This is a genomic window from Streptomyces chartreusis NRRL 3882 (assembly GCF_900236475.1).
Classification (GTDB): Bacteria; Actinomycetota; Actinomycetes; order Streptomycetales; family Streptomycetaceae; genus Streptomyces; species Streptomyces chartreusis_D.
In genome coordinates this window covers 4976021-4994342 of the sequence record NZ_LT963352.1, presented here as the reverse complement: position 1 = coordinate 4994342, position 18322 = coordinate 4976021, and the positions used below count along the sequence as shown (strand labels likewise).

The window sequence follows — 18322 nt, the reverse complement described above, 5'->3', positions numbered from 1 at the left end:
CGAGAGGACGAAGGTACCGCCTGGGGAGCGGGGGTGCGCGCGCCGTCCGGCCCCGGTTCAGCTCCCGGAGGCGAACGTCACGAAATCCGCCCATGCGGCGGAGGCGACGGCGAGCCGGGGACCTTCGGTGTGCTTGGAGTCGCGGATGTGGACAGTGGCGGGGGTGGTGGCGACCTCGACACAGGAGTCACCTTCGCTGCTGCTGCTGTAGCTGCTCTTGAACCAGCTCAGCGCCACCTCGACGCAGGAGTCACCCTCGCTGCCACTGCTGTAGCTGCTCTTGAACCACACCAGGTCTATGTTGCGGATCATGTTTCCCCCAGCAGTTGCTCGATGAAGGCCGTCGACTCACGAGGAGTGAGGGCCTGCGCCCGGATGATGCCGTACCGCAGTTCCAGGATACGGAGCTGCCTCGGCTCGGAGACCGGCCTGCCGTTGGCCACCACTGGTGAACGCCCCACCGCCGAACCATCCTCGAACTTCAGCACCTCGATGCCACCGTCCACACCGGCGTGCTCCTCGCGGTCCATCGGCATCACCTGAAGCTCGACGTTCCGCAACTGTCCCGCCTCAAGCAGGTGTCAGCTGTCGGCGCAGCACCGCCCGGTCTCCCAGGGGACGCCTCAGCGTCCACTCCTCCAGGACGAAACTGATCTCGGGCGCCGGATCCCGTTCGAAGACGGCCTTGCGGGCCACCCGCGCCGCGATGAACCGCTCCACCTCCTCCTCGGTGTACGCGGGGCGCCGCATCAGGAGCAGCCCGCGTGCGTACTCCGGCGTCTGCAACAGCCCGTGGACGTTCAGCGGGTCGTAGAGCTGGAGCTCGACCGCCTTGGCCTCCATCTGCGCCAGGTCCCGCACCTTCTTCGGGTACCGGACCTTCTTGACGTCCTCCCACGTCGCCGCGATGAGCCCACCCGCGCCCAACACCTCGTCGGCCTTGACCAGATACTCCTGGCGGGGAATCCGCTTCCCGCCCTCGATCTTGTAGACCATGTCCTCGCCGTACCCGACGGCCGTCCCGAACTCGGCGGCCCGGATCCCCACCGCCTCCCGCCGCAGCTTCAGCTGCCGCCCCACCGTGGCGATGACCGCGACACCCCACTCGTCGTCCGGGTCCACCTCCCAACCCGGCTCGTCCGCCTCGGTCCTGAGCCGCCCCGCCCCTGCCTCGACCGTCATGCCGTATCCCTCCGTCGCACCCGAACAACGACAGTGAAGGGCCCCGCCAAACCCCGCCCCTCCCGCCCCGGCATCCGCTCACCCGCCCGGGTGAACATCCCCAACTCGGTTGGCGTGGCGCCTGATTGTCGGCCCTACTCTCGGCGCGACCCGACGAAAGGCCTGACACCCCATGGTCAGCTCGCCCCACGAGGCGATGCACCGCATCTTCCAGGACCACCCCGGGCTGTTCTCCCGGGTCTCCGAAGTACTGGGCATCGACTTCGCCCCACCCACCTCGAACGCCGCGTCGACACCTCCAGCCGTTGCTCCTGGTCGTCTGCCAGGACCGCGCCACCGCGGAATGGGCGGCGCGCCCGGTCAGCTTCGGCCCTCCCCAGTGGCTCCTGCTCACCCTGCGCCCGCTGGTCGCGGGACCGCACAACATGCCGGTGCTCACCGACCCGGCCGAAGTGCGCAAAGACCTCGCGCTCGCCACGCTGTCCGCCATCAGCCACGTCAGGCATCAGGACATCGGGGCCATACTCAAAGCAGTGACAACCGTCCTGCGGGACACACCGCACCCCATCGCCGACCCGATCGTCGAACTCATCGCACAAGGCCTGGGCAAGCACCCGGCCGCGGAACTGTGGAGGAACCTGGTGGCCGTGGACCTGTCCTTCTACAAGTCGTACATCTCAGAAGAAATCCGCGACGAAGGCCGTACAGAGCGTGCGGCCAAGGACGTGCTGACCGTCCTGAAAGCGCGCGGCATCCACGTCCCCGACCAGATGCGCGAACGGATCACCAACTGCGACGACCCCGAGATCCTGGACCAATGGCTCATCCGTGCCGCCACCGCCCCGACCGCCGAAGAGATCTTCGCGGACGAGCAGGACAAGTAGTCGATCCGCAGCCGGGCGGGGACACCGCTACGAGTGGCCCAGTTCCTCCGTGTCCTCGTCCGCCGTCGCCGGGACCGAGCCCGAGTCCGGGGCCGGGCGCAGCGGGAACGGGTCCACGCGGGTCTCGTCGATGACCGGCGGAGCCGGCTGCGGCGGCTTCGGCATGACCGCCGCCTCGGAGTGCCCGCCGCAGCCGTAGGCCAGGGAGACGACGCGGCCGTCGGCCGGGGAGAACTCGTTGGCGCAGACGCCGAAGGCCTGGCCCAGGGAACCACCGATACGGAGCAGGAAGCCGCAGCTCACGCAGGCGGCGGGGGCCGCCTGTGCCATCGGGGTCTTGGGACCGAAGGCTTCCTCCCAGCGGTCGGCGGCGATGTGCAGGCCGTAGCGGGACAGCACCCGGGCACGACGCACGCCGAGTTCCTCGGCCACCGCCGCGATCGAGCCGCGGGCGGGGACGGCCGGCGGCCCCGCCGTGACCTCCGCGTCCTCGGCCTCCGCCAGTGCGGCCATCTCCTCGGAGACGATGGAGTTCGGCGGCGGCTCGTCCTCGCCGGTCCAGCCGGGCTCCAGACGCAGGTCCTCCGCGTCGGTGGGCAGCAGATCGCCCGGGCCCATGTCACCGGGGCGCAGCCGCTCGCTCCACGGCACCCACTCCGGCGCGAGCACCGCGTCCGGGCCGGGCAGCAGCACCGCCTCGTCCACCGTGACGATCTTCGCCCGGGACGCCCGGGCCACCGTCACGGCCCAGCGCCAGCCCCGGTACCCGAGCTCCCGGCACTCGAAGAAGTGCGTGACAACGCGATCCCCCTCGGAGACGAGCCCCACGTGCTCGCCGACGATGCCGGGTGCCGCGGCCTCCTCGGCGGCGCCCCGTGCGAGGTCGACGGCCTCGGCGCACAGACGGTCAGGGGTGCGGCTTCGCGTTGTCGCTGCGCTCACAGGTATCGCTTCTCTCCATACGCCGTCTCACGTGTGCGCCACTCCCAGCGCCGGGGGCGGACGGAGCGGACCAGGGGACCGCGTCGACGTCCTTCATCCATTTTGCGGGATGGCTGAGATACGCACGCTACCCTTCCGCCCCACTTCGCGTACACCGACGGTCCTGACCGACGGTTCCGACGACCGTGTCGACCGCTCCCCGGCAACCCGGACAGTCACCCCACAGGCCCTATACAAGCGGTAATGGCACTACCCACTGCCATCTCGGGGCACTATGACGTCGTGGCAGCCGCGAGGACGCCCCAGGGCACCACCGGGACCGGTGGGTCGAAAGGGGTCAAGGGAAGCAGCCGACTGAGCGGGCCGGGCCGTCTGGGCGGCTCCCTCCGCGCGGTCGGCCGTGCCCTGCACCTCCCGTTCACCGGCACCGCCCGCGGCATCCGCAAGGCCACCCACGCGCACGGCGCCGGCGAGTCCGGCCTCGGAAAGCTGATCGAGCTGCACGGTGTGAACGGCGCCGGAGACGTGATGATCACCGTCGCCCTCGCGTCCACGGTGTTCTTCTCCGTGCCGACCGACGAGGCCCGGGGCCGGGTCGCGCTGTACCTCGCCATCACCATGGCGCCCTTCACCCTCCTCGCGCCGGTGATCGGCCCGCTGCTCGACCGCCTCCCGCACGGCCGCCGGGCCGCGATGGCCGGGGCGATGCTGGCCCGGGCGCTGCTCGCGCTGATCCTGTCCGGCGCGGTCGTCAGCGGCAGCCTCCAGCTGTATCCGGCGGCGCTCGGCGTCCTCGTCGCGTCGAAGGCGTACGGGGTGGTCAGAAGCGCCGTCGTGCCCCGGCTGCTGCCGCCCGGCTTCTCCCTGGTGAAGGCCAACTCGCGGGTCACCCTCGGCGGGCTCCTCGCCACGGGCATCGCCGCGCCGATCGGTGCCGGACTCCAGCAGATCGGGCCGCGCTGGCCGCTCTACGGCGCCTTCGTGATCTTCGTGGCAGGGACGATCCTGTCGTTCACGCTGCCGCCGAAGGTCGACTCCGCGAAGGGCGAGGACACCGCGCTGCTGGCCGCGGACGAGGAGCACCTGCACGGGCCGCACCGCCGTCCCGTCAAGCGCCCCGGGCTGCGCACGGTCGGCCCGGCCGTCACCCACGCCCTGGCCGCCAACGCCGCCATCCGCTGCCTCACCGGCTTCCTGATCTTCTTCCTCGCCTTCCTGCTGCGCGAGCATCCGATCTCCGGCCAGAGCGCCGCCGTGTCCCTGGGGACAGTGGGCGTGGCGGCGGGCGCGGGCAACGCGCTCGGTACGGCCGTGGGGGCGTGGCTCCGGTCCCGGGCGCCGGAGATCATCATCGTGACGGTCGTGGCGTGTGTGCTGGGGGCGGCGATCACGGCAGCGTTGTTCTTCGGCGCGGTCCTGGTGGCCGGCCTGGCCGCGATCGCCGGCTTCGCGCAGGCCCTGGCCAAGCTGTCGCTCGACGCGCTGATCCAGCGGGACGTGCCCGAACTGGTCCGGACGTCGGCCTTCGCCCGCTCCGAGACACTGCTCCAGATGTCCTGGGTGCTCGGCGGGGCGGTCGGCATCGCGATGCCGCTGATCGGCACGCTCGGGCTGGCGGTGGGCGCCGCGATCGTCGGCACGGGCTGGCTGACGACCGTACGGGGGCTGATCGCCTCGGCCCGGCGCGGCGGTGCGGCACGGCCGCGCGTCGCGTAGCCGTAGGGGCACGCCGTACCCCGCGTGGGCGGGGCGGGCGGCGGGCCAGATAGCCTTCGCCCATGACCAGGTTGCAATCCGCTGTGCGACGCCGCCGCGCCGTCGCCGCCGCCGGCGTCGTGTCCGCCGGACTGCTCGTCCTCTCGGCCTGTGACAAGCCGACGCCGATGGCCACGGTCACCGTGGGCCACGACTCGGTGAACTCCGAGGCCACCTGTGGCGGCGAGGGCGATGCCCTGAAGCCGTCCGATCTCACCCAGTGCCTGAAGGACAAGGGCGTCAAGACCATCTCCGTCGACCCGGACGAGACCGTGCGCTTCGGTGTCGACCCGGAGATCGCGGACAAGGGCTGGACGATCCTGATGAACGGTCAGCCGCTGACCGACTCCAGCACGAAGACGTACCGCACCATTCCGGGCAGCGTGTTCTTCAACGCGCAGTACGGGGCGCAGGGCAACTCGACGCTGGTGTCCATCAAGGAGGGCGAGAAGGACACGTCCGGGTTGTGGAACTTCAAGCTGGAGAAGGACGCGTAATCGCTGCCGCTGGGCTGGGCAGGGTGCTTGTCGCCACCGCGGTTGCTGTTGAACGGGACGCGGTGGCGAAGGCGCTTGAGCTGTCGCCAGGGTCCGTTGGAACGGCACTCGGCGTTGCAGGCCGTGCCCACCCGTTCCGCCCCAGCGGAACGACTGCCCACGGCCAGGCAGACCGGCTGCCCACCGCCGGGTGCGGCACGGATGCGTTCGACATCCAAGTGATCTCCGCCGGTGTCGGGCCCGCTCTTGCTGCTGCGTCCACCGCCTCCGCCCTGACCGCCGCCGCCCTCGACGGCACCCCCTACGACCTCGTCGTTTCCGCCGGGATCGGTGGGGGGTTTCAGCCCGGGGCGAGTGTGGGGTCGCTCGTCGTCGCCGAGGAGATCGTCGCGGCCGATCTCGGGGCCGAGACCGATGACGGGTTTCTGTCGGTCACCGAGCTCGGGTTCGGGACCGTGCGTCACCACCCGCCGGAGGACCTCGTGCGGCTGGTCGCCGACGCCCTCGGGGCCCGTACGGGGGCCGTGCTCACCGTGTCCACCGTGACCGGGACCGCCGAGCGGGCCGCCGTGCTCCGGGAGCGTCACCCCACCGCCCTCGCCGAGGCCATGGAGGGCTTCGGGGTGGCCGAGGCCGCCGCCGCGCACGGGGTACCCGTGCTGGAGGTGCGGGCGATCTCCAACGCCGTCGGGCCGCGCGACCGCGCCGCCTGGCGTATCCCCGACGCCCTGGCGGCCCTCACCGAGGGTTTCGGGAAGCTCGTGCCCGTACTGGAGAGTTGGAACCGGCATGACAGTTGAGCAGCTGAAGATCGCCTACTCCCCCTGCCCGAACGACACCTTCGTCTTCGACGCCCTGGCCCACGGCCGCGTCCCCGGCGCCCCCGCCCTCGACGTGACCTTCGCCGACATCGACATCACCAACGGCATGGCCGAGCGCGGCGAGTTCGACGTGCTGAAGGTGTCGTACGCCGTGCTGCCGTACGTGCTGGAGCAGTACGCCCTGCTGCCGTGCGGGGGTGCGCTGGGGCGGGGGTGCGGGCCGCTGGTGCTGACGCGGGAGCCGGAGGGTGGGGGCACCTCCCTGCTCGAGCGAAGCCGAGAGCTTGGGAGACTCACCGGCCGTACGGTCGCCGTGCCCAGTGAGAAGTCCACCGCCTATCTGCTGTTCCGGCTGTGGGCCGCGGACACCGTGCGCGACGGGATCGGCGAGATCGTCGTCATGCCGTTCCACGAGATCATGCCGGCCGTGCGGGACGGGAAGGTCGACGCGGGGCTCGTGATCCACGAGGCGCGCTTCACGTACCGGAACTACGGACTGCACAAGCTGGCCGACATGGGCGAGCACTGGGAGAACACCACCGGGCTGCCGATCCCGCTGGGCGCGATCATCGCCAAGCGGTCGCTGGGCGAGCAGCGGCTGCGGCTGCTCGCCGACTCCATCCGGGCCTCCGTCCGGGCCGCCTGGGACGACCCCGAGGCGTCCCGGCCGTACGTCATGGAGCACGCCCAGGAGATGGACCCGGCCGTCGCCGACCAGCACATCGGGCTGTACGTCAACGAGTTCACCGCCGACCTCGGCGAGGACGGCTACGCCGCCGTACGCGGGCTGCTGACCCGCGCGGCGGCCGAGGGGCTGGTGCCACCCCTCGGCCCGAACGCGCTCGCATTCCCCTGAGCGGAGGTCACACGTCCAGCTGGTCGGCGACCGCGCGCAGGAGGCCGGCGATCTTCTTGCCGGCGGTCTTCTCGGGGTAGCGGCCCCGCTCCAGCATCGGCGTGATGTTCTCCAGGAGGGTCGTCAGATCCTGGACGATGGAGGCCAGCTCGTCCGGCTTCTTGCGGGTCGCGGCGGCGACCGAGGGGGTCGGGTCCAGAATCGTCAGGGACAGCGCCTGGTCGCCGCGCTGTCCGGCGACGACCCCGAACTCCACCCGCTGTCCGGGCTTGAGCGTCTCGACTCCGGCGGGGAGGACCGAGGAATGGACGAAGACGTCACCGCCGTCGTCGCGGGAGAGAAAGCCGAAGCCCTTCTCGCTGTTGAACCACTTGACCTTGCCGGTAGGCACGTCTGTCCTCGTCCTCGTACTCGTCGGAAAACTGCTTCTGGAAACGGCTCTTGATAGCACTCGGGCGGGTCGTACGGACCCGCCGGTACCCAGGCTAATGGTCTTCAGGCCGGTGACAAGACGTCACCCGGTTGTTCCTTCGCGCTGGGAACTACCCTGGTCGGGTGCGTGACAAAACCCAAACGAATTCCGCCGCTCCCGGTGACCGTCTGGTCCGTGCCGGTGCCATCGTCTTCTTCATCGGCGCCGTGGCCACACTGGTCACGGTCGCCCCGCTGTTCCTGGGGACGACGCCCTTTCCGACGTACATGTTCGGCCTGAGCATGCTCATGGCGGTCGGATTCCTGATGGCCGGCGCGGGAGTACTGCGTTCCGTGGCGGCGGGCCGGCGTCAGGCGCGTGCGGGACGGTAGTCCGAAAGCCACCCGGGGAATTCCGTCAGGTCGGTGAGGACGACGTCCGCGCCCGCCGCGCGCAGTTCCTCCGCGGGGCAGGGGCCGGTGGCCACCGCGACCGACAGCGCCCCGGCCGCCCGGGCGCCGCGTACGTCGCCGACGTGGTCGCCGACGTAGACACCCGCGTCGTGCTCGCGCAGCGCCTCCGCCTTCTGTTCGGCCCACAGGTCGCCGATGACGGCGTCGGGCTCGACGCCGAGGTGGGCGAGGTGCAGTTTGGCGTTGGGCTCGTACTTCGCCGTGACGACTATCGCGCGTCCCCCGGACTCCCGTACGGCCGCGATGGCCTCCCGGGCGCCGGGCAGCGCGGGGGTCGCGGCGATCGCGATGGACGGGTAGATCTCCCGGTACACATCGGCCACGGTCGCGACCTCCTCGGCCGGGAACCAGTTGATCAGCTCCTCGGCCAGCGGCGGTCCGAGCCGCGTCACCGCCAGATCGGCGTCGATGTACGTCCCCGTCCGCTCGGACAGTGCCTGGTAGCAGGCGCGGATGCCGGGGCGGGAGTCGATGAGGGTCATGTCGAGGTCGAAGCCGACGGTGATAGCCATATGGGCCATTGTGCCCAGGCGCTGTGAACGGCAGACGCCACCCTGTGATCGGCTAGCGGGAGCGCTGTGAGCGCCAGACCAGGAACAGCGCCGACGCCACCGCCGCGCCCCTGACGACCCACGGCCAGGTCTGTGCCACCGCGTCGTTCATGTGGCCCTCGGTGATCGGGGTGCCCCAGCGGTCGTTCATCCGGCCCCACAGCCAGAGAACGCCGGCCGCGACGGAGAGGCCGGGGAGGATCACCACCGCCCACTTGGTCTCCGCCGGGGTCAGTCGGCGTGAGGCGTAGGCGATGAGCCAGCCGAGGATCAGCACGAACCAGTTGCCGAGTACGGCGCCCACGACGAGGAGACCGGCGGCGATGAGGAGGAGGGGGTTGCTCCAGCCGCCCTCGGGCAGGCCCGGCAGACGCCGGCGGGTCGCCTTGCCCGCCGTCTCCTCCGGCTCCCCGGCGGCCTCGACAGCCGGGGCCGTCTCCTCGTCGGCCGCCGGTTCCGCCGACTGCGGCTTCCTCGGGTTCGGCGGCTTCAGCAAGTCCGGCAGCTCCACGCCGCCCACGAAGCCCGGCACGTCGTCGCCCGGCCCGAAGGGACTGCCGTCCACCCGCCACCAGTCCGGCTGGACGGCGCTGTCCCCGAGCTCGTGCCCGGCGGCCAGGTGCGGCGGGGCCGCGCCCTCGGCGGCGGGACGCGGCTCCTCGGCGGGCCGGGCCGGGCGGGGACGCGGCACGACGCGCCGCAGGACCCCCTTCGGCCGCTCGCCCGGCTCGTCCGGTTCACGGGCCTCGGGCTGTACGGGCACGGCGGCGGGGGCGCTCCCCGTCGTACCGCCGCCGCCCGTGCCGTCCGCGGCCGCCGCCACGATGTCGTCGGGGCTGCCGAGGCGGGACAGGATGCGGCGGACGGCGGCGGGCGAGTCGACGGTGGCCTTCGCGCGGCGCCGGTCGATCTCGTTGCGCAGGTCCGCGACCAGACGCATGCGGGTGGCCGACGACAACTGCCGCTGTTGGGCCACGTCGCCGACGCGGCTCAGATACTCGTAAACGACCTGGTCGCTCTCAATCCCCACGAAGTCCCCTCCGGGGCGTGTGCGTTGGCTGACGCCGTCGGTCGACGGTACCGCGAGTCCGGGCGGGTGACCCACACGCCCGCCCGGCGCCGGCCCCGGCCGCCCGCGCACAGTCGCCCCGGCCGCCGGAGGCGACCCGCTACCGTGGACCGGATGAGCACCGAGGACAGGCCTGCGGCCCCCCGTTCCCTCGCGGAAGCGCTCCGCGGGCGGGACGACGTCTCGCTGGGCGCGCTCCTGCGCAGCCGTCCGGATCTCATCACGCCCGTGCCCACCGACCTCACGCAGCTCGCGACCCGCGCCGGCACCCGGGCCTCGGTCGTGCGGGCCCTGGAGCGGCTGGACCGCTTCACGCTGCAGACTGCGCAGGCGCTGGCCGTGGCGGCGGACCCGGCGACGTACGACGAACTGCTCGGGCTCATGGCCGGGGACGACGCCGACCCGGCCGTCGCCCAGGCCCTGCCGCACGCCCTGGGCATCCTGCGCGAGCAGGCCCTGGTCTGGGGCGGCGACGACCGGCTGCGGCTGGTCCGCACGGCCCGTGAGCTGCTGGCCCCCTCGCCGCAGCACCCGTCGCCGACGGGGCTCGGCCCCACGGTCCAGGAGGCCACCGCCGGAATGTCCCCGGGGCGCATCCAGGAGATCGTCACGACCGCCGGGCTGCCCTCGACCCACGACTCGGTCTCCGCGGTGACCGCCCTGACCGAGCTGTTCACGGACCGGGGCCGGATGGCCGCGCTGCTCGCCGAGGCCCCGGCCGACTCCCTCGACGTGCTGGAGCGGCTGGTGTGGGGGCCGCCGTACGGGCAGGTCACGGCCGAGCCGGCGCCCCGGCTGCGCTGGCTGCTGGACCGGGGGCTGCTGCTGCCGACGGCGCCCGGGACGGTCGTGCTGCCGCGCGAGGTCGCCCTGCACCTGCGGCGCGGGCTGGCGCACCGGGCGCCCGAGCCGGTGCCGCCGGCGGTCGAGGTGACCGCCGTTCATCGTCCACAGGTTGTGGACGGCACCGCGGCCGGGCAGGCGTACACCGCGCTCGCGACCGTCGAGGAGCTGCTGAAGGACTGGGACGAGGGCGGGCCGGCGGTGCTGCGGGCCGGCGGGCTGAGCGTGCGGGACCTGAAGCGGACCGCCGTCGCCCTCGACGTGCCCGAGCCGGTCGCCGCGTTCTGGGTGGAGCTGGCGTACGCGGCGGGCCTGATCGCCCCGGACGGGGAGGCCGACGAGCGGTACGCGGCGACCCCGGCGTACGACGAGTGGGCGGAGCTGCCCGCCGCCGAGCGCTGGTCGCGGCTGGTCACGGCGTGGCTCGCGGCGACCCGGACGGCCGGGTTGGTGGGCGGGCGGGACGCGAAGGACCGTACGTTGTCGGCGCTCGGGCCGGGTCTGGACCGTTCGGCGGCGCCGGAGGTACGGCACCGGGTGCTGGCGCTGCTGGCCGGGCTGCCGCAGGGGGCCGCGCCGGCCGCCGAGTCGGTGCTGACGCGGCTGCGCTGGGAGCGCCCGCTACGGGGTGTGCAGCGCGAGGACGACCTGCGCGGTCGGCTCGCCGAGTGGGCCCTGTCCGAGGCGGAACTGCTGGGCGTGACCGGCAGGGGTGCGCTGTCGGCCCACGGCCGGGCCCTGCTGGGCGCGCCCGCGGCTCCCGCGAGGAGCCCGGAAGCGGAGCCCTCCGGTCCAGGGGACAAGCTCCCCGTCCACCACCGCCCCACGCCTGTCCCCACCCTCTCCGCCACCGAACAGGCCGTCGCCTCCGCCGCCGCGGCCCGGCTGCTCACGCCCCTGCTGCCCGAGCCGCTGGACCACGTGCTGCTCCAGGCCGACCTGACGGCGGTGGCGCCCGGGCCCTTGCAGCGCCCGCTGGCCGACGTGCTGGGCGTGCTGGCGGACGTCGAGTCCAAGGGCGGGGCCACCGTCTACCGCTTCACGCCCGGCTCGGTGCGGCGCGCCCTCGACGCCGGACAGAGCGCATCGGACCTGCACGCCTTCCTCGCCGCGCACTCCCGTACGCCGGTGCCGCAGCCGCTCACGTACCTGATCGACGACGTGGCCCGCAGACACGGGCACCTGCGCGTCGGCGCGGCCTCGGCCTACGTCCGCTGCGACGACGACGCGGTGCTGGGCGAGATCCTCGCCGACAAGCGGGCCGCCGCCCTGGGGCTGCGCCGGCTCGCCCCGACGGTGCTGGCCGCGCAGACCGACCCGGCCGGGCTGCTGGAGGGCCTGCGGGCGATGGGGTTCGCACCGGCCGCCGAGTCCGCCGAGGGCGATGTGCTGATCACCCGGGCGCACGCGCACCGCACCCCGCCCCGTACGGCGCCCGAGCCGGTGCCGGACGGCCCGCCGGTGCCCGACGACACGCTCCTCGCTGCGGCGCTGCGCGCCATCCGGGCCGGCGATCTCGCCTCCACCACCCCGCGCAAGCCCGGCACGGCTCCGGCGGTCGACGGCGAACTGCCCCGCACCGGCTCCGCCGAGACCCTCGCCACCATGCAGGCCGCCGTCCTGACCGGCGAGGCCCTGTGGATCGGCTACGTCAACGCCGAGGGCGCCGCGAGCCAGCGGGTCATCGCACCGATCCGCGTCGAGGGCGGCTTCGTCACGGCGTACGACCACACGGCGGACGAGGTCCGTACGTACCCGCTGCACCGGATCACCGGGGTCGCGGAGCTCGCCGACGACGCGGGCTGAACCGCGGGGGCTGCCGGGTGTCTCACCCGTTCGGGTGCACGCCGGCGTTCATGCACGCCACGCCGGGGATGTCCCACCCTTGGGCGACCTTGCCGGGCGTGCCGCATTCCGCGGTAAGCGCGGGGGCAGCCACCGGGTGTCCTGTGAGCCCTTGCCGAAAGGAAGTCCCAGCATGCGCGCTGTCCGTCGATTCGCCGCCGTCCTGGCCACCGCCGCCCTGATGACGCTCGGCGGGCTGGCCACTCCGGCCGCCGCGGTGAGCATCGATGTCGCCGGCCTCGTCGTCGAGACACCGCAGGTCTGATCCGCCCGCGTACCCGTCGGGCCGGCCCCGGCGTCCCGGGGCCGGCCCGCGGTGGGGTGTCCCTCGTCTCTCACTACGTGAAAGGCCCTTTCGTCCTCATGCGTGAAAAGCTCCCCGCCGTCGCCCTCTGCGCCGTCGCCCTCGTGGGCGTGCTCGCGCCCTCCGCCGCCGCGGCCCCCGCGCTGCCGCTTCCCCTGCCGGCCGCCGGGGTCGAGCCCCTGATCTCCGAGGGGATCGGTGTCGAGGGACCGCTGATCAACAACGTCAGTCTGCCCACGCTGAAGTAGCGCGGCGCGTCCGGTAGCTGTCCCCCTCCAGCCGGACGATCTCGGCGTGATGGGCGAGGCGGTCCACCATCGCCGGGGCGGAGGCGCCGCCGAAGACCTCGTCCCAGCGGCCGAGCGGGCGGTCGCTGGTCACGATCAGCGAGGCACGCTCGTAGCGGTGGGCGACCAGCCGGAAGAACAGCCCGGCGGTCGCCGCGTCGAAGGGCGTGTAGCCGACCTCGTCGACGATGAGCAGGGGGTGCTCGTCGAGGGCGGCCAGTTCCGCGTCGAGCCGGCCGGCGGCCCGGGCGTCGGAGAGCCGGGCGGCCCACTCGGCGGCGGTCGCGAACAGCACCCGGTGCCCGGCCTGGCAGGCCCGCACGCCGAGGCCGATGGCCAGGTGGGTCTTGCCGGTGCCGGGCGGGCCGACGAGAACCACGTTGCGCCGGGCTGCGACGAACTCCGCCTTGCCGAGCCGGGCCAGGGTCTCCCGGTCGAAGCCCCGGGGATGCTGCTCGTCGAAGTCCTCCAGCAGCTTGCGGACCGGGAAGCCGGCCGCACGGATCCGGGCCTCGGCGTCGGCGTCCGGGGAGGTCTGCCGGGGCAGGACGGGGGTGGTGGCCGGGGCCTGGGGCTCAGGCGCCTCGGGCTGCGCGGCGGGAACGCGGCCGGTGTGCGGGTGTTCGTCCTGGGACCGGCCGGCCGGCGAACGGTCCGCGTGCCCGCGGTCCGCCTGCGCGGCCATCGGACCCGACATGTACGCGAGGATCGCCGCGGAGCCGATGAATGCCATGTGGATCACCGTCCCCCACAGCAGGGCGTGCCGGGAGGTGTGGTGGACGTCCACGAACATCTGGAGCAGATGGACGGAGGAGATCCCCACGATGGCCGTGGCGAGCTTGACCTTCAGCACGTTGGAGTTGACGTGCGAGAGCCATTCGGGCTGGTCACGGTGGCCCTGGAGGCCGATGCGCGAGACGAAGGTCTCGTAGCCGCCGACGATCACCATGATCAGCAGGTTGGCGATCATCACGACGTCGACCAGCTTGAGCACCGCGAGCATCACGTACGTCTCGGTGGCGTGCCCGCTCAGGCACATCAGGATTAAGGTCCACAGCTCCTTGAAGAACTTGTAGACGTAGACGCCCTGGGCGGCCACCAGCCCGAAGTACAGCGGGGCCTGGAGCCAGCGGGTGGCGAACAGGGCGTATCCGAGCGTGGTGGTCGTTGGGTTCCGCACGGTTCGCCATTCTTCGGGGCCGCCGTGGAAAAACTGAATTCACACCACACGTTGGGATGAAAAGGCATTCAGTAGGACCGGAGCCGGTCCGGTCCCGCGCAGATCACACCCTCGGGACGGCGACGATCAGGCACACTGGACGTTTGGCCGAGTCGTTCGAGCCGTCCGAGCCGTCCGGCCGCGGGAAAGGGTGCCACGCGTGAATGGTCCGCTGATCGTCCAGTCCGACAAGACCCTGCTCCTGGAAGTCGACCACGAGCAGGCCGGCGACTGCCGTCGGGCCATCGCCCCGTTCGCGGAGCTGGAGCGGGCGCCGGAGCACATCCACACCTACCGGGTGACGCCGCTGGGCCTGTGGAACGCCCGGGCGGCGGGCCATGACGCCGAGCAGGTCGTGGACGCGCTGGTGCAGTACAGCCGCTATCCGGTGCCGCACGCGCTGCTGGTGGACATCGCCGAGACGATGGACCGCTACGGGCGGCTCACGCTGTCCAAGCACCCGGCGCACGGGCTGGTCCTGACGACCACCGACCGTCCGGTGCTGGAGGAGGTCCTGAAGTCGAAGCGGATCGCGCCGCTGGTCGGCGCCCGGATCGACCCCGACACGGTCGCCGTGCACCCCTCCGAGCGGGGGCAGATCAAGCAGACGCTGCTGAAGCTGGGCTGGCCGGCCGAGGACCTCGCCGGGTACGTCGACGGCGAGGCGCACCCGATCGAGCTGGCCGAGGACGGCTGGGCGCTCAGGCCGTACCAGAAGCAGGCCGTGGAGAACTTCTGGCACGGCGGGTCGGGCGTGGTCGTCCTGCCCTGTGGCGCGGGCAAGACACTGGTCGGCGCCGGGTCGATGGCGCAGGCGAAGTCGACGACCCTGATCCTGGTCACGAACACGGTCTCCGCCCGGCAGTGGAAGCACGAGCTGGTGCGGCGGACGTCGCTCACCGAGGACGAGATCGGCGAGTACAGCGGGACGAAGAAGGAGATCCGGCCCGTCACGATCGCCACGTACCAGGTGCTGACGACCAAACGGAAGGGCGTCTATCCGCACCTGGAGCTGTTCGACTCCCGGGACTGGGGACTGATCGTCTACGACGAGGTGCACCTGCTGCCGGCGCCGGTGTTCAAGTTCACGGCGGACCTCCAGGCGCGGCGGCGGCTGGGCCTCACGGCCACGCTGGTGCGGGAGGACGGGCGCGAGTCGGACGTGTTCTCCCTGATCGGGCCCAAGCGGTTCGACGCGCCCTGGAAGGAGATCGAGGCGCAGGGCTACATCGCGCCCGCCGACTGTGTGGAGGTCCGGGTCAACCTGACGGACGCGGAGCGGCTCGCGTACGCCACGGCCGAGGCGGAGGAGAAGTACCGCTTCTGTGCGACGACGGACACCAAGCGGAAGGTCACGGAGGCGATCGTCCGCCGCTTCGCCGGGCAGCAGATCCTCGTCATCGGGCAGTACATCGACCAGCTCGACGAGCTGGGTGAGCATCTGGGCGCGCCGGTGATCAAGGGCGAGACGTCGAACGCGCAGCGGGAGAAACTGTTCGACGCCTTCCGGGAGGGCGAGATCAGCGTGCTCGTCGTCTCCAAGGTCGCGAACTTCTCGATCGACCTGCCGGAGGCGACGGTCGCGATCCAGGTGTCCGGCACGTTCGGTTCGCGCCAGGAGGAGGCCCAGCGGCTGGGCCGGGTGCTCCGGCCCAAGTCCGACGGCCACCAGGCCCACTTCTACTCGGTGGTCGCCCGGGACACCATCGACCAGGACTTCGCCGCGCACCGCCAGCGCTTCCTGGCGGAGCAGGGGTACGCGTACCGGATCATGGACGCGGACGAGCTGCTCGCGGAGAGCTGAGGCAGGCCGGCTGCTCGCGGACGGCGGGGCCGCTCACTTGCGGCGGACCACGCCGGCTTCCTCGCCGTACCGACCGAGGATGATCACGTCGAAGGCGGCGCCCGCGAAGACCCTGACGGCGCGCAGGGCATCGCCGAAACGATGACCGGAGCTGCCCGTCACGGCGGTGGCGCCGGGCGGGCGGCCGGGTGCCGGGGCGGGGGAGATGGTTGCTGCGCTCATGTCTCCATCGTGCTTTTCCGCACGTGAGTCCGCGTCGGCCTGAGGGCCGAACCCGCGTGCTCCACCCGTACGCCTGCGGACCGACTCCTGCCCCTCAGGAAGGAGGGCCTGGTCCCCTAGGGGATGAGAAAATCGTTGGCGGCCGACTCCCCCGCTCCTCTAAGATCTCCGCTCTTGCCCGCCTCCCTCACGGAGTGCCGCCGACCGGACGGAAACCGGCCGGCATCTCACCGCCGTCCCTTCAGCAGGTCCTCCGGAGGCACCCCCTTGTCCACGCCCGTCGACGACCCGCTCTCCCGTGAGCGCTCCCACCTCGCCGCGTCCCGTTCCGCCCTGCGTGCCATGCGCGAGGACGTCGAGGCCCTCGACATCAGCGACGTCACCGCGAACTGGGTCAACGCCGAAGTCCTGGCCCACCAGATCGACGAGCGCATCAAGGCCCTGGCCGACCTCAGCGACACCCCGCTGTTCTTCGGCCGGCTCGACTATCTGCGCGCACCGGGTGCCGAGCAGGCCGAGGGCGCGGAAGGGGAACGCTTCTACATCGGGCGGCGGCACGTACACGACGCCGACGGCGACCCGATGGTCATCGACTGGCGCGCACCCGTCTCGCAGCCGTTCTACCGGGCCTCCAAGAAGGACCCGATGGACATCGCGCTGCGGCGCCGCTTCGGCTACACGGGCGGCGACCTCACGGCGTACGAGGACGAGCACCTGTCGGACCCCGCCGAGGCGGCCCGCACCAGCAAGCTGCTCCAGCAGGAGATCGAACGGCCGCGCGTCGGCCCGATGCGGGACATCGTCGCGACGATCCAGCCGGAGCAGGACGAGATCGTCCGGTCGGGACTCTCCGGCACGGTGTGCGTGCAGGGCGGCCCGGGCACCGGGAAGACCGCCGTCGGCCTGCACCGGGTCGCCTATCTCCTCTACGCCCACCGCGAGCGCCTCGCCCGCACCGGCACGCTCGTCATCGGACCGAACCGGTCCTTCCTGCACTACATCGAGCAGGTGCTGCCCGCCCTCGGCGAGTTGTCGGTCCGCCAGGCCACCGTCGAGGACCTGGTGGCGCACGTGGAGATCAAGGGGACGGACGACGCGACGGCCGCGGTCGTCAAGGGCGACGCCCGCATGGCGCAGGTGCTGCGCAGGGCCCTCTACGCGCACGTCACGATGCCCGCCGAGCCGGTCGTGGTCGTGCGCGGCTCCCGCCGCTGGCGCGTCCCTGCGTACGAACTGGAGGACATCGTCCGGGAGTTGCTCGCCCGCGACATCCGCTACGGCGCCGCCCGCGAGGCCCTGCCGCAGCGCATCGCGCACGCCGTGCTGGTGCAGATGGAGCGGTCGGGGGAGGCGCCGGACGACCGGGTGCAGGACGCGGTGGCCCGCAACAGCGCGGTCAAGGCGGCCGTCAAGGCGATCTGGCCGGCCGTCGACCCGGCGAAACTCGTGCTGCGCCTGCTGTCCGACGCGGACTTCCTCGCCGAGCACGCGGAGGGGATCCTCGGCGAGGAGGAGCAGAAGGCGGTGCTGTGGGCGAGACCGGCACGCAGCGTCAGGTCCGCCAAGTGGTCCGCCGCTGACGCCGTCCTCATCGACGAGGCCACCGACCTGATCCAGCGCACGCACTCCCTCGGCCATGTCGTCCTCGACGAGGCGCAGGACCTCTCCCCCATGCAGTACCGGGCGGTCGGCCGCCGCTGCACGACCGGCAGTGCGACCGTCCTCGGCGACCTGGCGCAGGGCACCACGCCGTGGGCGACCCGGGGCTGGCAGGAGGCGCTGGCCCACCTGGGCAAGCCGGACGCGGTCGTGGAGGAGCTGACGGCCGGTTTCCGTGTGCCGACGGACGTCATCACCTACGCGTCCCGGCTGCTCCCGCACATCGCCCCGGGGCTCACCCCGGTCGTGTCGATCCGTGAGAACCCGGGCCACTTCGAGGTCCGGGAGGTCACCGGCACCGCCGAGGTGCTCGACGCCTGCCGCGAGTCGCTGCGCAACGAGGGCTCCACGGCCCTGATCGCGGCGGACGCCCGGATCCCGGAACTGGCGGCGGCGCTGGCGGAGGCCGGTGTCCCGTACCTCGGCCCGGGTGAGGAGACGACCCTGCAGACCCGTCTGACCCTGGTCCCGGCGTCGCTCGCGAAGGGTCTGGAGTACGACTACGTCGTCCTGGACGAGCCCAGCGCGGTGGTCGACGGCGAGCCGGACGAGCGGACCGGGTTGCGGCGTCTGTACGTGGCACTGACGCGAGCGGTATCGGGCCTGACGGTGACGCATAAGGCACCCTTGCCGCCGCAACTGTCCTAGCTGCGGGCAGTCGTGCCGCTGGGGCTGCACCGGTGGGCGCAGCGGCACC

General features: G+C 72.3%; 17 protein-coding genes and 2 pseudogenes. 11 read left to right on the top strand and 8 right to left on the bottom strand.

The window, feature by feature from the left end:
* Nucleotides 1–57: 57 nt before the first annotated feature.
* Both SCNRRL3882_RS22630 and SCNRRL3882_RS22625 read right to left on the bottom strand, forming a co-directional pair.
* The gene (locus SCNRRL3882_RS22630) at nt 58–312 is read right to left on the bottom strand and encodes a DUF397 domain-containing protein (RefSeq protein WP_010035877.1); all 255 of its coding nucleotides are present in this window, start codon (nt 310–312) and stop codon (nt 58–60) included.
* Nucleotides 309–1182: pseudogene (locus SCNRRL3882_RS22625) on the bottom strand (helix-turn-helix domain-containing protein). The gene SCNRRL3882_RS22630 and the pseudogene SCNRRL3882_RS22625 overlap by 4 nt, the downstream one beginning before the upstream one ends.
* Nucleotides 1183–1354: 172 nt before the next feature.
* Here SCNRRL3882_RS22625 and SCNRRL3882_RS22620 point away from each other — a divergent pair.
* A pseudogene (locus tag SCNRRL3882_RS22620) lies at nt 1355–2066 on the top strand (hypothetical protein).
* A 27-nt stretch (nt 2067–2093) separates the two neighbouring features.
* Here SCNRRL3882_RS22620 and SCNRRL3882_RS22615 read toward each other — a convergent pair.
* Entirely contained in the window at nt 2094–3008 is a 915-nt protein-coding gene (locus SCNRRL3882_RS22615; RefSeq protein WP_010035886.1) for a DUF3027 domain-containing protein, read from the bottom strand.
* A 282-nt stretch (nt 3009–3290) separates the two neighbouring features.
* Between SCNRRL3882_RS22615 and SCNRRL3882_RS22610 the strand changes: the two genes are divergently transcribed.
* The 4 genes from SCNRRL3882_RS22610 (at nt 3291) to SCNRRL3882_RS22595 (ending at nt 6937) form a co-directional block, all read left to right on the top strand.
* Entirely contained in the window at nt 3291–4724 is a 1434-nt protein-coding gene (locus SCNRRL3882_RS22610; RefSeq protein ID WP_010035888.1) for an MFS transporter, read from the top strand.
* Nucleotides 4725–4786: 62 nt separating this feature from the next.
* Nucleotides 4787–5260: a DUF2771 domain-containing protein gene (locus SCNRRL3882_RS22605; RefSeq protein ID WP_173937278.1), complete on the top strand. Its 474-nt coding sequence runs from the start codon at nt 4787–4789 to the stop codon at nt 5258–5260.
* 23 nt (nt 5261–5283) lie between these two features.
* On the top strand, nt 5284–6060 hold the full coding sequence (locus SCNRRL3882_RS22600; RefSeq protein ID WP_078602762.1) for a futalosine hydrolase: 777 nt from the start codon (nt 5284–5286) through the stop codon (nt 6058–6060).
* Nucleotides 6050–6937, top strand: coding sequence for a 1,4-dihydroxy-6-naphthoate synthase (locus SCNRRL3882_RS22595; RefSeq protein WP_010035891.1), 888 nt, complete (start codon nt 6050–6052; stop codon nt 6935–6937). The genes SCNRRL3882_RS22600 and SCNRRL3882_RS22595 overlap by 11 nt, the downstream gene beginning before the upstream one ends.
* Before the next feature lie 7 nt (nt 6938–6944).
* On the opposite strand, the gene SCNRRL3882_RS22590 is transcribed toward SCNRRL3882_RS22595, so the two are convergent.
* Nucleotides 6945–7328, bottom strand: a complete 384-nt coding sequence (locus tag SCNRRL3882_RS22590; RefSeq protein WP_010035896.1) for a cold-shock protein — start codon at nt 7326–7328, stop codon at nt 6945–6947.
* 164 nt (nt 7329–7492) lie between these two features.
* On the opposite strand from SCNRRL3882_RS22590, the gene SCNRRL3882_RS22585 reads away from it, so the two are divergent.
* Nucleotides 7493–7741 (top strand): hypothetical protein, encoded by a 249-nt coding sequence (locus SCNRRL3882_RS22585; RefSeq protein ID WP_010035898.1) that lies wholly within the window; start codon nt 7493–7495, stop codon nt 7739–7741.
* Here SCNRRL3882_RS22585 and SCNRRL3882_RS22580 read toward each other — a convergent pair.
* Nucleotides 7720–8343 (bottom strand): HAD family hydrolase, encoded by a 624-nt coding sequence (locus SCNRRL3882_RS22580; RefSeq protein WP_029180899.1) that lies wholly within the window; start codon nt 8341–8343, stop codon nt 7720–7722. The genes SCNRRL3882_RS22585 and SCNRRL3882_RS22580 overlap by 22 nt on opposite strands.
* 43 nt (nt 8344–8386) lie before the next feature.
* Nucleotides 8387–9403: a membrane protein gene (locus SCNRRL3882_RS22575; RefSeq protein WP_010035901.1), complete on the bottom strand. Its 1017-nt coding sequence runs from the start codon at nt 9401–9403 to the stop codon at nt 8387–8389.
* 153 nt (nt 9404–9556) lie between these two features.
* On the opposite strand from SCNRRL3882_RS22575, the gene SCNRRL3882_RS22570 reads away from it, so the two are divergent.
* From SCNRRL3882_RS22570 to SCNRRL3882_RS22565, 3 genes are all read left to right on the top strand, one after another.
* Nucleotides 9557–12091 carry a helicase C-terminal domain-containing protein gene (locus SCNRRL3882_RS22570; RefSeq protein ID WP_010035902.1) on the top strand — a complete coding sequence of 845 codons (2535 nt, stop codon included), beginning with the start codon at nt 9557–9559 and terminating at the stop codon, nt 12089–12091.
* Nucleotides 12092–12263: 172 nt separating this feature from the next.
* On the top strand, nt 12264–12395 hold the full coding sequence (locus tag SCNRRL3882_RS42265) for a hypothetical protein (RefSeq protein ID WP_267880833.1): 132 nt from the start codon (nt 12264–12266) through the stop codon (nt 12393–12395).
* Between the two features lie 98 nt (nt 12396–12493).
* Entirely contained in the window at nt 12494–12682 is a 189-nt protein-coding gene (locus SCNRRL3882_RS22565; RefSeq protein ID WP_010035905.1) for a hypothetical protein, read from the top strand.
* Here the strand turns inward: SCNRRL3882_RS22565 and istB are convergent.
* Nucleotides 12660–13901, bottom strand: coding sequence for an IS21-like element helper ATPase IstB (gene istB / locus SCNRRL3882_RS42260; RefSeq protein ID WP_010035907.1), 1242 nt, complete (start codon nt 13899–13901; stop codon nt 12660–12662). The genes SCNRRL3882_RS22565 and istB overlap by 23 nt on opposite strands.
* A 199-nt stretch (nt 13902–14100) precedes the next feature.
* Between istB and SCNRRL3882_RS22555 the strand changes: the two genes are divergently transcribed.
* Entirely contained in the window at nt 14101–15744 is a 1644-nt protein-coding gene (locus SCNRRL3882_RS22555; protein ID WP_010035909.1) for a DNA repair helicase XPB, read from the top strand.
* A 33-nt stretch (nt 15745–15777) separates the two neighbouring features.
* Here the strand turns inward: SCNRRL3882_RS22555 and SCNRRL3882_RS22550 are convergent, their stop codons facing one another.
* The gene (locus SCNRRL3882_RS22550; RefSeq protein ID WP_010035914.1) at nt 15778–15966 is read right to left on the bottom strand and encodes a hypothetical protein; all 189 of its coding nucleotides are present in this window, start codon (nt 15964–15966) and stop codon (nt 15778–15780) included.
* 267 nt (nt 15967–16233) lie between these two features.
* Here SCNRRL3882_RS22550 and SCNRRL3882_RS22545 point away from each other — a divergent pair, with 267 nt between their 5' ends.
* A complete protein-coding gene (locus tag SCNRRL3882_RS22545; protein ID WP_010035916.1) occupies nt 16234–18273 on the top strand; it encodes a HelD family protein in 2040 nt (679 codons plus the stop codon).
* The last annotated feature ends 49 nt before the right edge of the window (nt 18274–18322 follow it).